The 14,026-nt window shown below is 50.3% G+C and carries 13 protein-coding genes; 5 read left to right on the plus strand and 8 right to left on the minus strand.

What is annotated here, in order from left to right; genetic code table 11:
• Window positions 1-17: 17 nt before the first annotated feature.
• From LQZ19_RS03435 to LQZ19_RS03450, 4 genes are all read right to left on the minus strand, one after another.
• Complete coding sequence (locus LQZ19_RS03435; protein WP_411046247.1) at window positions 18-1,583, minus strand: B12-binding domain-containing radical SAM protein; 1,566 nt, start codon at window positions 1,581-1,583, stop codon at window positions 18-20.
• Window positions 1,583-2,425, minus strand: coding sequence for a DNA-methyltransferase (locus LQZ19_RS03440; protein WP_411046248.1), 843 nt, complete (start codon window positions 2,423-2,425; stop codon window positions 1,583-1,585). The genes LQZ19_RS03435 and LQZ19_RS03440 overlap by 1 nt, the downstream gene beginning before the upstream one ends.
• 105 nt (window positions 2,426-2,530) lie before the next feature.
• The gene (gene ffh, locus LQZ19_RS03445; protein ID WP_411046249.1) at window positions 2,531-3,907 is read right to left on the minus strand and encodes a signal recognition particle protein; all 1,377 of its coding nucleotides are present in this window, start codon (window positions 3,905-3,907) and stop codon (window positions 2,531-2,533) included.
• A 2-nt stretch (window positions 3,908-3,909) separates the two neighbouring features.
• Window positions 3,910-4,977, minus strand: a complete 1,068-nt coding sequence (locus tag LQZ19_RS03450; protein WP_411046250.1) for an NAD(P)H-dependent glycerol-3-phosphate dehydrogenase — start codon at window positions 4,975-4,977, stop codon at window positions 3,910-3,912.
• 107 nt (window positions 4,978-5,084) lie between these two features.
• Here LQZ19_RS03450 and LQZ19_RS03455 point away from each other — a divergent pair, with 107 nt between their 5' ends.
• Complete coding sequence (locus LQZ19_RS03455) at window positions 5,085-5,753, plus strand: GNAT family N-acetyltransferase (protein WP_411046251.1); 669 nt, start codon at window positions 5,085-5,087, stop codon at window positions 5,751-5,753.
• A 40-nt stretch (window positions 5,754-5,793) separates the two neighbouring features.
• Here LQZ19_RS03455 and LQZ19_RS03460 read toward each other — a convergent pair whose 3' ends face one another.
• On the minus strand, window positions 5,794-7,617 hold the full coding sequence (locus LQZ19_RS03460; RefSeq protein WP_411046252.1) for a M3 family oligoendopeptidase: 1,824 nt from the start codon (window positions 7,615-7,617) through the stop codon (window positions 5,794-5,796).
• Complete coding sequence (gene ndk / locus LQZ19_RS03465) at window positions 7,601-8,050, minus strand: nucleoside-diphosphate kinase (protein ID WP_411046262.1); 450 nt, start codon at window positions 8,048-8,050, stop codon at window positions 7,601-7,603. Before ndk ends, LQZ19_RS03460 begins: the two co-directional genes overlap by 17 nt.
• Window positions 8,051-8,235: 185 nt before the next feature.
• Here ndk and LQZ19_RS03470 point away from each other — a divergent pair, with 185 nt between their 5' ends.
• From LQZ19_RS03470 to LQZ19_RS03480, 3 genes are read left to right on the plus strand one after another with little or no spacing between them, the layout of a single operon-like run.
• Window positions 8,236-8,793: a folate family ECF transporter S component gene (locus LQZ19_RS03470; RefSeq protein WP_411046253.1), complete on the plus strand. Its 558-nt coding sequence runs from the start codon at window positions 8,236-8,238 to the stop codon at window positions 8,791-8,793.
• Window positions 8,794-8,798: 5 nt separating this feature from the next.
• Window positions 8,799-9,623: an ATP-binding cassette domain-containing protein gene (locus LQZ19_RS03475; RefSeq protein ID WP_411046254.1), complete on the plus strand. Its 825-nt coding sequence runs from the start codon at window positions 8,799-8,801 to the stop codon at window positions 9,621-9,623.
• Window positions 9,616-10,173 carry an energy-coupling factor transporter transmembrane component T family protein gene (locus LQZ19_RS03480; RefSeq protein ID WP_411046255.1) on the plus strand — a complete coding sequence of 186 codons (558 nt, stop codon included), beginning with the start codon at window positions 9,616-9,618 and terminating at the stop codon, window positions 10,171-10,173. Before LQZ19_RS03475 ends, LQZ19_RS03480 begins: the two co-directional genes overlap by 8 nt.
• Here LQZ19_RS03480 and LQZ19_RS03485 read toward each other — a convergent pair.
• Together LQZ19_RS03485 and LQZ19_RS03490 are read right to left on the minus strand one after the other, a co-directional pair.
• Entirely contained in the window at window positions 10,151-11,962 is a 1,812-nt protein-coding gene (locus LQZ19_RS03485; protein ID WP_411046256.1) for a YgiQ family radical SAM protein, read from the minus strand. The genes LQZ19_RS03480 and LQZ19_RS03485 overlap by 23 nt on opposite strands.
• Window positions 11,963-11,969: 7 nt before the next feature.
• The gene (locus tag LQZ19_RS03490; protein ID WP_411046257.1) at window positions 11,970-12,194 is read right to left on the minus strand and encodes a NifU family protein; all 225 of its coding nucleotides are present in this window, start codon (window positions 12,192-12,194) and stop codon (window positions 11,970-11,972) included.
• 146 nt (window positions 12,195-12,340) lie between these two features.
• Here LQZ19_RS03490 and LQZ19_RS03495 point away from each other — a divergent pair, with 146 nt between their 5' ends.
• A complete protein-coding gene (locus LQZ19_RS03495; RefSeq protein ID WP_411046258.1) occupies window positions 12,341-13,711 on the plus strand; it encodes an ATP-dependent 6-phosphofructokinase in 1,371 nt (456 codons plus the stop codon).
• Window positions 13,712-14,026: the final 315 nt, after the last annotated feature.

Here is a 14,026-nt window from a genome sequence, read left to right on the forward strand (position 1 = left end):
ATAGCTACATTATTCCCTTATATCCACGCTGTCTCGGGTCCGTCGTTTCCGGGCCGCACCCGAAACTTCCCCGGATGGGGTTTGACTCCCCGGACAAAGGACTCTAAATCCAGGGCTCTTTCTCCCAGCACATCATCCGGGTGATAAGCAAGACTGATTTCCGTGGATGCTCCCTCCGCCAGCGCCCGGCCCCAGGCGCCGTGAAAGCGCACCAGGTCCCGCACCGCCGGCAGGAGCGGCTCCTTTTTCGCCTGCCGGTACTTCTGTTCAAGCCATGTAAGCTGCGCTTCCTCAATATTCTTCCCGGCAAAACTGCCGAAGCCCTCAAGAAAGGCCGAGGGCCTTATCCGCAGGGGCCGCAGAGTCTGGTTAAACCAGGCCACTGCCCTGCCTTGGTTGTAGAACAGATCCGCCGCTTGAGATAGGGTTTCTGCTCTGGCCAAATCGGCGGCGGAAAAATCCGGCGTGGACTGAACCATATAAGGGGCTTTGCTATCCGCCTCCAAGCCGTATTCCGCCGCCTTGTCAAAGAGGGCCGTCCCCGGCAGTACCGAAAGCCGGAACATATCAAGGCTATTGGGGTAAAGGGAGAGGGCGTAGTCCAGACTCCGCCGGTACCCCGCGAGGCTGTCCCCGGGAAGGCCGTAGATAAGGTCCAGGCCGAAGACCACCCCTTCCTCGTTGAGCAGCCCTATCCGGGAAGCGAAGTGATTCCGATCCAGTTCCCGGCCTATCAAAGCGGAAACCTTGAGGTCGGCGGTCTGGAGACCTATTTGGAGGGACGCCCCAAGGCTCGCAAAATGCCGGGCCTGTTCCCGGGTAAGCAGCTCGCCCCGAACCTCAAAGTGCCAGTGCATTTCGGATCCCGGGTTTTTCCGGATTTCCCCGGCTATCATATCAAGGATCCCCAGGGCCCGCTTATTATTACTGTTGAAGGTCGGGTCCAGGACAAACACATAGGAGATATGTTCATGAACAAAAAGCCGCAGCTCTTCCTGGATCCGCTCCCCGGGAAAATACAGGACCTGCCGCTTTCCCTTAGATTCATAACAATACGCGCAGGAATATGGACAACCCCTGGCCAGTTCCCAGAGCGCCCCCTCACGGCCTTTGACACGAAGGGTTCCGTCAAGCCAGGGTGAGGGCACATTGACGGAATCAGCCGGCTCCGGACCTGCCCCAAAGAACCGGCGTCTAATAAGTTCAACTGCGGCAGCCTCCCCTTCACCGGGGATTACCGCGTCGAAGGGGCCGCCATCGGAAACAGAGAGGCCTTGGGGAAGGGCGGTCGCCTCAGGGCCGCCGCAGAAAAGGAAAATGTCAGGATTCCCGGTACGCATACATTTTGCAGCTTCCAGCATAATAGATCGATTCCAATTGTAAATGGAAAATCCAACAGCCTGCGGAAGCCCGGCAATGATTTTGGTCGCCAGAACCTCGGCTCCGTCGGCAACAAAGCTTTCAACCAGGGAGACAGCAAGTTTTGGGAAAGCCGCTTTCAGGGCGGAAGCTACCGAAGCTGCACCCAGGGGAACAGCCTCGGGACCGTCATAAAGATGGACCGATGTTAATATGATACGCATTATTCAGGCGCATCCTGTAGTCTTTTCTTAGTCAACTCGCAAAAGGCGGCATCAATTTCAATGCCAATATACCGCCTGCCTAAGATCCCACAGGCGACTCCGGTTGTACCGGCGCCATTGAAGGGATCTAAAATAATACTATCCTGATTTGTGGAAGCAATGATAATTCTGGTTAATAGATTTACCGGTTTCTGGGTCGGATGTTTTCCCAGTTTTTTTTCCTGCTTAGCAGGAGTGGGGATGGACCATACGGATCGCATTTGGGTATTCTCATTTTTTAATTTATCCTCCGGGAACAGGCCGTTTTTTAATTCAGCATAATTGAATATATGCTTTGAATCCCTTTCCTTTCGTGCCCATAATAAGGTCTCATGGGATGCGGTAAAAAAACGGCAGCTTAAATTGGGCGCGGCATTAGGTTTAAACCAGGCAATATCATTAAGAATATGAAAATTATTTTTTTGCAGAAGATAACCGCACAGATATATACTATGATAAGTACCGCTTATCCAAATAGTTCCTTCGGGCTTTAGGACTCTGCGGCAGGCGGAAATCCATGTATCGTGAAACGCCATGTCTTCCTCAAGCCCCTTGCTTGTGTCCCACTTCCCCTTATTTACCGTTGCCATTCTGCCGTTCCGGCAGGTGAATCCATCATTGGAAAGCATATAGGGAGGGTCCGCAAATATCATATCTATGGTATTCTCCGGCATACCGGCTAATACTTCAAGACAATCGGCATTATACAAGACAAAATTTTCAGATGAATAATATGGCGATACGCTTCCCATAACCAGTCCCCCGGTCATTATAAAGTATTTCTCCACGCTATGAAAGATCATGGAAATTGTATATATTAGTGGCGGTACCGGCTCTATCCCATTCAGTGGGCGGGAGCAATTCTGGTAATCTCCGGAGTCACCCTGGCCATGATTGAGAAAAAACGATCACCGTCCCTGGAACTGCCCCATCTTTGAAAACATTGATTGAGCAGCCGCAGGATTCCTGCTCATCTTGGACATCTTTTTCATCATGGTCCGCATCTTCTCGAATTTTTTGAGGAGCCTTCCCACTTCGGACACCGAAGTACCGGAACCCCGGGCGATCCGGGAACGGCGGGAAGGGCCGATGATCAGATGGTTCGCCCGTTCCTTCCGGGTCATGGAAGAAAGTATGGCCTCCTGGTATTTCAGCTCCGCCTTGTCGATATCCTCTTCGCTGATTTGCCCCGCCATACCGGGGATCATTTCCAGCATGGACTGAAGGGAACCCATCTTCTTCATGGAACGAAGCTGGCCCAGCCAATCCTCCAGGGTGAAATTCTCCTTCTCCATTTTTTTCCGGAGCTCTTCCGCTTCCTTCTGGTCGATCACCTCCTGGGCTTTTTCCACCAGGGTGACCACATCTCCCATGCCTAGGATACGGCTTGCCATACGTTCAGGGTGGAATAGTTCAAAGTCTTCGGGTTTTTCCCCGGTACCCACAAACTTGAGGGGCTTGCCGGTAACGGTCTTGAGGGAAAGCGCCGCGCCGCCCCGGGTATCGGAATCGAACTTGGTAAGGATAACTCCGGTAAGGCCGATTTTTTCATCAAAAGTCTTGGCGATATCCACTGCGGACTGGCCGGTCATAGAATCCGCCACCAGGAGGAGTTCATCGGGCTTAGCGGCGTTTTTGAGCCGGGAAAGTTCTTCCATCATGGGTTCGTCTATCTGAAGCCGACCCGTGGTATCAACAATAATAGTGTCGATCAGATTTTTCCCGGCATAGTTCCATGCCTCCTTAAAAACCTTAACACTATCTTTAGCCCCGTCTTCTTTGTACACCGGTACGCCGATCTGATTTCCCAGTACCGCTAATTGTTCCATAGCCGCAGGCCGCACCAGGTCACAGGCTACGAGGAGGGGCTTGCGTCCTTCCTTTTTGAGCCGCAGGGCCAGTTTGGCGGAACTGGTGGTCTTCCCCGAACCCTGAAGCCCCAACATGAGGATAACAGAAATAGTGTCCGGTCCCTTGAGCTGGAGTTCCTGCGCCGAGCGCCCGTTGGCATTCAGGGTGGTATCCCCCAGATAACCGGTTAACTTGTCGTGAATAATCTTGACAAATTGCTGACCCGGATCAACCGAACGGAGAACTTTCTCCCCTTTCGCCTCTTCGATAGTAGAATTAACAAAACGGCGGACTACCCGGAGATTTACATCCGCCTCCAGCAAAGCCATCTTGATGGCCTCCACCGCATCGTCAATATTTTTCTCGGTGATCGTCGCCTTCCCCGAAACAATACGGAGGGCATCGGAAATTTTCTGGGTTAGTTTATCTAACATCGTTATTCCATTCCTTTTAAGAAGGAGCGCAGAAAATCTTCCGGCTCGGTCTCGCGGTTTAGTATTTGATAGAGCCCCGTGGATATGGGCATCTTGAGTTTGAATTTTTCCGCCAGGGCTTTTACATACCTGGCAGCCACCACCCCCTCGGGCAGGTACCCGACCTCGGCGATCCGGGCGATGAGATCATCCAAGTTGATAAAGGGGCCCATAATATTCTTTTCGATAATTTCCCGACCAAAGCGGCGGTTTCTGCCAAATACGGAACGGCAGGTAACATCAAGGTCCCCCACTCCTGAGATAGAAGTAAAGGTTTCTGCGTGGGTCGCCCCCATGGCCTTGCCCAGGGTCTGTATCTCGTTAAGCCCGGCGGCAAGAAGCAGTGATTCTGTTCCGTCCCCGAACATATCCTCTGCGCCGGCATAGGATTTGGCGGTCTTCAAGGCATCCAGCATCCCGAAGGCAATGGCGATAACGTTCTTCGCCGCCGCCGCAACCTGAACCCCCCGGACATCAAAAGAGGAAAAAACTAAAAGCCGGGGGCTTTTTAACAGATCCCGGAACCGTATGGAATTCTTGGCATTCTCGCTGGCGGCGATAAGGCCGGTGATCTTCCCCCGGGAAACTTCTTCCGCATGGCTTGGCCCGGCGATATAGACCAGGGATTGGCGGTAAAAACCCGGCAGGTAATCCTCCAGGGTTTCCAGGATTAACCGGGGCCCCTTGGGCGAGGGGAGGAAGCCCTTGGTGAGCACCGCAATGGCGGTCTCCCCTTCCCGTATGGACGGCGCCGTCAGGATCTGTTTTACCGTATCCAGCAGATAGAGTGACGGGGCCGCCAGGATGAGATATTCTTTACCATTAGCCGTTTCAATGATATCATCGCAGGCTTGGAGATTATTCGGCAGGGCTACCTCGGGCAGATACCGGGAATTGACGTGCCGTACATTGATGTCCTCCAGGGCAGATTTGCTGTGGCTCCAGATCAGCACATCGTTTCCCTTATCGGCGATAACCTTGGCCACCGCGGTTCCCCAGGCGCCGGCGCCCAAAATACCTATTTTTGCCATACCGTTTCCTTTACACTTCACGTTATACCTGAATTGTACCATTACCGGCGGCATTCTACAAGTATAAAAAGGCTTGACATTACACATTATCATGCATAACATACAATATGGAAGCTAAAAATGGCAAGGATATTCTTGATTTTACGGAAATCAATTTAAGGCTTGAAGAAGAAAAAGATTATAGAATTGTTGAGGAACTAACCAGAGAAGCATTCTGGAATGTGTATTTTCCGGGTTGTGGTGAACATTTACTCATTCATAATTTAAGGAAGGCCACTGAATTTATTAAAGAATTGGATTTTGTAGCAATTTATAACAATAAACTTATTGGAAACATTGTATATGTAAAAGCAAAAATTAAAAACATGGATAAAGAATATACCGTATTAACATTTGGTCCGCTAAGTGTATCGCCGGAATATCAAAACAATGGAATTGGAAGTAAATTAATAAAACATACCATAAATTTATCAAAAGAATTGGGGTATAAGGCAATAATAATATATGGCGATCCTGAATATTATAAAAGATTTGGATTTAAAGAATCAAAGGAATATACCATAACAAACAAGGATAAAAAATATCCCGCAGCGTTATTGGTCTTAGAATTATACCCAAATGCCCTAAATGGAATAAGGGGAATATTTGATGAAGGAAAACCCTATGAAATAGATGAGAAAGAATTGGAAGAATTTGAGACGGGGTTTAATAAAAAGGAAAAAGGATTTGCAAAGACACAAAATAGATTTAATGAATTGGTGAATAAATATTTATAAAAAATAGAGTTACCATGGATAATAGTAAACGCCTCGCCGCTTATGGCCCCCAGCTTTCTGCAAGTTTTTCAAACTCCGCCGCCCGACCAGCGATAAGGGCAATCCCATCCTGCCAGAAGGCGCTATCCTCAATATCAAACCCCGCAGACTTGGCAACATCAGCGGCGGAAGCCTGACCGGTGAGCCGGAGTATCTTCCGGTACGCCGCCGAAAATCCCGGCCCTTCCTTCTTTGCCCGGGCGAAAAGCCCCAGCGAAAAAAGCTGCCCAAAGGCATAGGGGTAATTATAGAAGGCAAGACCGGGGCTGTAATAGTGGCTCTTAACCGCCCACATATAGGGGTGAAACTGCGCAGGGTCCAGGCCATCCCCGTAGGTGGCTTTCTGGGCGTCGATCATCAGGGCGCAAAGTTCCTCTGCGCTTAACTCCGCCTTGTCCCGGCGTTCAAAAAGGGCCCGCTCAAAGTAGAACCGGGAGAGGATATCCGCGATAACCTGACAGCAATCCTTGAGGTTCCCCTCGATAAGAGCGATCCGGTCACCGTCAGTGGAGGAAGCGCCCAGAGCGCCCTCAAAGATGATGGTTTCCGCAAAGATGCTGGCGGTCTCCGCCAGGGTCATGGGGTAGGCGGATTGGAACCGGCTTAGATCCTTGATCAACTCGTGGTGCCAGCCATGGCCCAGTTCGTGGGCCACGGTGAACACCGAATCGAAGGACCCCTCGAAGTTGCAGAGTATCCGTGATTCTCCCCGCTTCGTTTCGCCGGGAAGACCCGCCAGGGGAAAGTCCGTGCAATAGGCCCCGCCGATTTTACCCTCCCGGCCAAGGGCGTCTATCCAGGAGCGGGAAACAGCCTTACGGGCAAAGGCTCCCATGTCCGGATCAAAGGCAGTAAATTGCTCGATGATGAATTCTGTTGCGCCGCTCCAGGTCCATTTTTTTGTAACATTCTCCACCGGAGCAAAGAGGTCGTAAAAGGCGCAGGCCTTAAGCCCCAGCAGGGAAGCTTTAGCTTTAAGATAGCGGCGGAACAGGGGCAGAGAATTTTCCATGGCGGCGATGAGCGCCTCCAGGGCCTTTTCGCTCAACCGGGACTGGAAGGCCGATTTCTGCAGCGGCGATTTCCAGCCCCGCCGCTTATCCACCGACAGGGCGGTTCCTTTAACACCGTTAAGGGACGCCGCCAAGGGTATCTCCATAGACTTCCAGGCCTCAAGCTCCGCCTGGTAAGCCCGCTCTCGGACACTACGGTCCGGGCTGTGCGCCAGATCCCGCAGGGCAATTACGGTCTTCCGCTCCCCAGAAGCCGTATCCCACAGGGCTGTTACGGTGGAGGAAATAGCCTCCTGGAGCCGCCCCCAGGCATCACCGCCGGATCGGGAAAGGTCGTTGGCAAGGTCCTCCAACTCAGGACTCATCTGGTAAGCCGCCTTCTCCAGGCTTTCCCGAATAAAAAACCCGTAGGACGTCAGTTCAGCATCGGAATCCAAGGCTTTTAACACGAGATCCTTCGCCTCCACAAGCCGGTTACGAAAAATCACCGCTCCTTTCCCCAGGGGCAGCGCCGCTGCTTCAATGGCGTTGATCTCCGTCAAAGCCCGGCTGTCCCGGGTATCGGCGGTGTAGATCGCCTCCGCATAGGCCGATAGGTTTTCATTCAAATCCCCAGCCTCCTCATAGGCCCGTATCAGAGTAAGCAGGGTAGCGGCTATCCCGGCCCCGGTAGGCAGGGGCGTTTCCAGAAGCTGCAGGAAGGCGGCAATCTTTTCTGTAAGCAATTTCAGATCCCGCTGGTACTCCGGTGAATCAAAGGATACATATATGGATGATAGGTCCCATTTCGGAGCCTCAATACCACTGGGCATTTCCGTCCTCCCATTCAATAACCTCCTGGGGCTTAAAAAATAGCGCTATCTCCCGTTCCGCGCTGGCGGTCGAATCCGAAGCGTGAACGATATTGAGCCTGGTCCGGTATGCAAAATCCCCCCGGATAGTTCCCGGCTGGGAGTTGTGTATATCCGTGGGCCCCACCAGACGGCGCACGGCGGCGATGGCTTCCTCCCCCTCCAGGATCATGGCCGCCACGGGCCCCGAGAGGGTGTAACTCACAAGTTTGTCGTAAAAATCCTTCCCCTTATGCTCTGCGTAATGGGCCTCTACCATGGACTGATCCATCCGTACTAATTTAAGGGCAAGGATCTTGAGACCCTTCCGTTCAAACCGGCTGAGTACTTCTCCGACAATACGGCGCTGCAAAACTCCTGGCTTTAACATCACAAAAGTTCTTTCCATAAAAATAATCTAATATAAATAGAACATTTTTGGAAGGGCCGCATGTAAATTCTATATTTTCTTGACACTCAGATAAAAATACTCTACACTTTACTTGTTTGTTTATGCCTTCAACGGACAGGCTTAAAGGAACATCGAATTGCTGAAATTTCCGTGCCAATCTTGTACGGACCAAAACAAAGAGGTGCCTTATGCCTAAGGTAAAGAAAGTTGTACTTGCCGGCTTGCTCCTGGCTATCCTTATCGTATTTGAACGTTTCATTTCTGTAGAAACCCTACTTTTACGTTTAAGTTTCGCCTATGTGCCCTGTATTTTAATCGGGACACTCTTGGGGCCGGTTTGGGGCGCCGCCATTGGCGTGGCGGGGGATCTTTTGGGTATGCTTCTTATGCCCAAGGGGCCTTTTTTCCCGGGTTTTACCCTTAATGCCCTATTAACCGGTTTAGTTTACGGACTTTTCCTTTACAAGACGCCTTCAAATAAATCCTATCTGATACGGCTCATAATCAGTATTTTTGTGGTGCATATATTTATACACCTGGGCCTTACAACCCTTTGGCTTTCCATTTTGTATAAAAAAGCATTTATGGTGGTAATTGCAGGCAGAATTATTGCAAATATTGTTGAAATTCCTATAGAAATAGGATCCATGTTTGCCATAAAAATCTTTCTGGATAAACCGGTCAAAAAATACCTTCTGGAAGATTCTTCAGGCCCCTGGTCCGACACAGAAGAAGATATCGATTAAAAGAAATGATCAACATAGAAAACTTAGAGTACATATATCCCTCGGGCAAACATGCTTTAAAAAACATAAACCTGACCATTCAGAAAGGTGAGTTTGTCGCCATCGTAGGCCGAAACGGTTCGGGGAAATCAACCTTTGCCGGCGTAGTTTCGGGGCTCATGAAGCCTACGAAGGGTGCCGTATTTGTGAACGGCATAAACACTAAGAGTAAAAAAAACTTTATAGAATTACGCAAAACATTGGGGATGGTTTTTCAGAATCCGGAAAATCAAATTGTATTTGAAAAAGTGAAGGATGATATTGCATTCGGCCTGCGAAATTTAAATTTTACCGATACCGAAATTGACAAGCGAATTGAAGAAATTTCAAAAACAATGGGCATAGAAGATTTTATCGATTCCTTTGAGCTTTCCATGGGGCAAAAACAGCGCGTAGCCATTGCAAGCGTCCTGGCCATGAATCCCCAGTGTATTGTCTTTGATGAACCTACGGCAATGCTCGATCCTAAGGGTAAAAAGGATATTCAAAATATTGTCACGGATCTGCATAAAAGCGGACTTACGGTGGTATACGTTACCAATGTGATCGACGAGGTACTTCCCGCCGATAGAATTGTTGTAATAGAAAACGGCAGTATTAAGGCTGAGATTAAAAAACAGGAACTTTTTGACAACATAGAAAAGATGAAGTCCTTCGGCCTGGAGATACCCATGATAATGGACCTCCTCCATACATTGAAACAAAAGGGCATAGACATTTTTGTAAAAAAATGGTCCGTGGATGACGTAGCGGATAATATTTATGCATATATAAAAGGAAGCGATGTTTAACACGGTAAAGTTTTTATCAATATTTGCCTATACCATCGGTATCTTCTTTTTTGAATGGCCCTTTATCGCAGCCTTTCTTTTAATTAATATTGCGGCGATGTTCCTTTGCCGCTTAAGGCCCCTTGCCGCAGCAAAATACATCATTTCTTTTTTACCCTTCATCTTTTTAGCGGCATTTTTTAATTTTATTTTAGGATTTGTACAGAATGCACTGTATCTAAGCGCCCGTTTAATTTTAATTTGCAATATTACCCAGTGTTATAAAAAGGTTGTAAACACCAACGACCTTTGCAGGATAATCGAGACCCTCAGCAAGCCTTTAAAGGTATTTAACATCGACGGAAAAGATATATCCCTTATGGTGTCCATAAGCCTTGCCTTTATTCCTGTTTTACGCCGGGACTTTGAACAAATCAGAACCGCCCTGAAGGCAAAGGGAATGAAGGTAAATGCACAAAATTTTAAATATATAGTAAAACCATTTTTTGTAAGCATCCTAAGCAGAACAAATGAAATATCCCGGGCGATCAGGTTAAAAGGATACCAATAAGATCCTCCCGTCCCGCAGTCCGCAGCGCCTCAATCACCAGGGCCTTCTTATCAGGGTGGTTAAACTGCAGAAGGCTCCGCTGGAGCCGCTTTTCCCGCTCCCCCCTGGGCACATAAATATCCTCCATGGTCCGGGGGTCCAGGCCGGTACGGTACATCACCGTGGTCATGGTTCCCGGAGTTGGGTAGAAATCCTGTACCTGGTCCGGAACAAAGCGGCTCCTTTTCATATACAGCGCCAACTCTATGGCGTCTTCCAGGGTTGAACCGGGATGGCCGGAGATAAAATAGGGGACCAGATATTGTTTGAGTCCCAGCCGTGAATTCATTTCCCCATAGTCCCTGCGGAACTTTTCGTAGGTATCATAATCGCCCTTACCCATGGCCGCAAGCACGGTTGCAGAAATATGTTCCGGGGCAACCTTGAGCTGCCCGCTTACATGGTATTGGCAGAGGATTTCCAGGAATTCCCTGCCGTGCTGTTTATCCAATTCCAGATAATCAAAACGGATACCGGATCGGATAAAGACTTTTTTGACCGATCCGATGTTCCGCAGCGCTTTGAGGGTTTCCATGTAGGGCCGGTGATCCGCCTTGAGCTGCGGACAGGGCTTGGGGTAGAGACATTCCTTTTCCGGGCAGAAGCCGCCCTTAGCTTGGCGGGGGCAGGAGGCGCCGTAAAAATTAGCGGTGGGACCGCCCACATCGTGGATATAGCCCTTAAATTCCGTATGGTGAGTCAGGGTTTCCGCTTCCCGGACCAGGCTCTCCCGGCTCCGGCTGGTAAGCGCCCGGCCCTGGTGGAAGGTGATGGCGCAGAAGGAACAGCCGCCGAAACAACCCCGGCTGGAAACCAGGGAAAAACACACTTCCTGTAAAGCCGGAACACCGCCGGCAGCATCGTACATGGGATGAGCCCGGCGCATATAGGGAAGCTCGTAGATCCGATCCAGTTCCGTGGTTTCCAGGGGGAAGGCCGGGGGGTTCTGGAGGACCCAGCGGTCCCCATCGGACCGTTCCGCCAGGGGCTTAGCAGTCCCGGGATCGGCTTGCAGCTTCTGGAGCATGAAGTGTTCCGCATAGGCCCGCAGAGAGTCGGGATCGCCGGCCTTCACCGCTTCGTAGTCCGGCAGCCGGAGAGCCCCGGCGGAAAGTTCCGGCGGCGGGCCATGGGAACGGACGCAGGCGCCCCGGACATCCCGGATAGCCGTGACCGGTTCCCCCTTACCCAGGCGCCGGGCTATTTCCAGGATGGGCCGCTCCCCCATACCGTAGACCAGGATATCCGCCTTAGAGTCCAGCAGGATCGAACGGCGTACCGTATCGGACCAGTAGTCGTAGTGGGCAAACCGACGGAGCCCCGCTTCAATACCGCCGATAATAACCGGTATGTCCTTATAAGCCGCCCTGATACCTTCAACGTATTTTAAGGTTGCCCGGTCCGGCCGAAGTCCCGCTTTGCCCCCGGGAGAATAGGCATCCTCCGAACGTGGCTTCCGGGCGGCAGTATAGTGGGCAACCATGGAATCCATGTTGCCGGCCCCAACCAGGAAAGCAAGGCGAGGACGACCCAAAACGGTATAGGATTGAGGATTTTTCCAGTCAGGCTGGGGCAAAACCCCAACCCGGAAGCCCTGGGCTTCAAGAAAACGGGAGATCAGAGCAACGGCAAACGAGGGATGATCCACATAGGCATCGCCGGAAACAAAGATAAAATCACAGGATTCCCAACCCCGCTCCCCCATTTCACGGAGATTTACGGGGAGGAATCCGGGCTTTTTCGGACCCATAGGGCTTTTAGACCCCAACAACCGCCTTAACTTCGGGAACTTCCTTTTTCAGGTAGTTTTCAATCCCCATTTTAAGGGTCATCTGGGCCATGGGGCAGGTGCCGCAGGCTCCGGTCAGTTTAAGGGATACGATCCCATCGTCAGAAAGGGACACAAATTCCACATCTCCCCCGTCATTCTGAAGGGAAGGGCGGACATTATCCAGGGCGAGTTTAACCTGTTCTTCAAGCATAATATTCTCCTATTAATAATATGGTAATAATATATAATAAATTTACCATATTTACTACCTTATAATATACCTTTTTTTTTATCCCATTGAAAGGGGCTTTTATAAGGAGTATTATAGTATTATATTCAATAGAACAGGGGGCAACTATGAGTGAAAACGAGGATTTCGATTTTACGATTGAAGAATTGGGAAGTCGTAATGTCCATTCACCTATCGCCATGTCAAAGACCTTAGGCGATATGATCGCGAACTATGTTACGGATGACGAATTTGTCCTTCTCAAGCCCCAGATAAAACTGGGTGAACAGGCCACGATCAAACGCAGTCAGGTTGTTGAATGCGCCGGCCCCCGGGAAATGATTTATTTTAGCCCCCACCATGTCCATGCGGGGATAGTAAGCTGCGGAGGTCTCTGTCCGGGAATTAACGACGTAATCCGGGCCATAGTCCGCTGCCTTTCCCGGTACGGGGTAAGCCGGGTTTCGGGAATTCGTTATGGATACAAGGGTTTCCTTCCGGAATATAAGTTTGATATCATGCCCCTTACCCTGAAAGACGTGGATGATATCCATAAGCTGGGGGGTACCTTCCTGGGAAGCGCCCGGGGCGGCGGCAAAGAGGTCGTCAAAATTGTGGATGCCATTGAACAGCTCAATATGAATATGCTCTTTACCATCGGCGGCGACGGAACCCAGCGGGGTTCCCTGGATATTGCCAACGAAATAGAAAAACGGGGGCTGAAAATCGCCACCGTGGGTATCCCTAAGACGGTGGATAACGATTTTGCCTTCATAGAACGGTCCTTTGGTTTTGACACCGCCGTTGCTAAGGCCGTTGAAGTTGTAACCGCCGCCCACATGGAAGCCAATTCCCAGATCAACGGCATAGGCCTAGTAAAAGTAATGGGACGGGAATCGGGATTTATCGCCGCCCATACTGCCCTGGCCAGCCACGAGGTAAACTTTGTGCTCATCCCCGAAGTACCCTTCGATCTGGAAGGGCCCAACGGCTTCTTCCACCACCTGGAAGAACGGCTGAGCAAACGGCACCATGCGGTAGTAATTGTTGCCGAAGGGGCCCTGCAGGATCAGCTGATAAAGGAAGTAAAGACCGATGCCGGCGGCAATGTTAAGATGGTCGACGTGGGTACCTATATGCGGGACCGGATTCAGAAGTACTTTGACGACAAAAAAATTGAGACCAACCTAAAGTACATCGACCCCAGCTACATGATCCGTTCCGCTCCTGCCGCACCCAGTGACTCGATTTACTGCGAACGGCTCGGCAACGCTGCGGCACATGCGGCCATGGCGGGGAAAACGAAGCTCATCATCGGCCTGGTGAACAATGAATTTGTACACCTCCCCACTAAGGTGGTAATTTCCCATCGCAGCCATGTGGACCCCGAAGGCGCCCTCTGGCGGGATACCCTGGACGCGACCCATCAACCGGTGCTTATGATAAACAATTTCCAGAGCGATACCCTCTTTACTAACGAGTTCAGCATCCCCGTCTGATGACACAATAGGAATTTTGACCGCGAAGTCGAAGAAGTCGAAGGAAATATCAAGTTTTCCTTCTTTTTCGACTTTGTGGTTTATACTAGGTTAGCCGAATGGTGTGTGCTTTGTTGGAGGGGTGAAAGGTTCCGTATAGAGCAGGCGGGGTTTCGTCCATACGAAAGGACAGAGGGAATTACGCTACCGCTATCTAACTGTAAATGTCTTTTCTCATACTGATTGTCTTGCGGTTTTTGTTGTAGAGTTCGTTGTTCAGAAGAAAGCCGTTTTTCTGGTAAAAGGCCAAGACGCCTTCATCGTGTTCTATATCAG

The sequence above is a fragment of the Treponema primitia genome, assembly GCF_046533075.1.
Classification (GTDB): Bacteria; Spirochaetota; Spirochaetia; order Treponematales; family Breznakiellaceae; genus Termitinema; species Termitinema primitia_B.

Bases quoted from the DNA above. Each gene is read 5' to 3' on its own strand.
- LQZ19_RS03435 (WP_411046247.1), bottom strand. From the start codon at position 1,583: ATGCGTATCATATTAACATCGGTCCATCTTTATGACGGTCCCGAGGCT.
- LQZ19_RS03440 (WP_411046248.1), bottom strand. From the start codon at position 2,425: ATGATCTTTCATAGCGTGGAGAAATACTTTATAATGACCGGGGGACTG.
- LQZ19_RS03470 (WP_411046253.1), top strand. From the start codon at position 8,236: ATGCCTAAGGTAAAGAAAGTTGTACTTGCCGGCTTGCTCCTGGCTATC.
- LQZ19_RS03450 (WP_411046250.1), bottom strand. From the start codon at position 4,977: ATGGCAAAAATAGGTATTTTGGGCGCCGGCGCCTGGGGAACCGCGGTG.
- LQZ19_RS03455 (WP_411046251.1), top strand. From the start codon at position 5,085: ATGGAAGCTAAAAATGGCAAGGATATTCTTGATTTTACGGAAATCAAT.
- LQZ19_RS03480 (WP_411046255.1), top strand. From the start codon at position 9,616: ATGTTTAACACGGTAAAGTTTTTATCAATATTTGCCTATACCATCGGT.
- ffh (WP_411046249.1), bottom strand. From the start codon at position 3,907: ATGTTAGATAAACTAACCCAGAAAATTTCCGATGCCCTCCGTATTGTT.
- LQZ19_RS03460 (WP_411046252.1), bottom strand. From the start codon at position 7,617: ATGCCCAGTGGTATTGAGGCTCCGAAATGGGACCTATCATCCATATAT.
- LQZ19_RS03490 (WP_411046257.1), bottom strand. From the start codon at position 12,194: ATGCTTGAAGAACAGGTTAAACTCGCCCTGGATAATGTCCGCCCTTCC.
- LQZ19_RS03495 (WP_411046258.1), top strand. From the start codon at position 12,341: ATGAGTGAAAACGAGGATTTCGATTTTACGATTGAAGAATTGGGAAGT.
- LQZ19_RS03475 (WP_411046254.1), top strand. From the start codon at position 8,799: ATGATCAACATAGAAAACTTAGAGTACATATATCCCTCGGGCAAACAT.
- LQZ19_RS03485 (WP_411046256.1), bottom strand. From the start codon at position 11,962: ATGGGTCCGAAAAAGCCCGGATTCCTCCCCGTAAATCTCCGTGAAATG.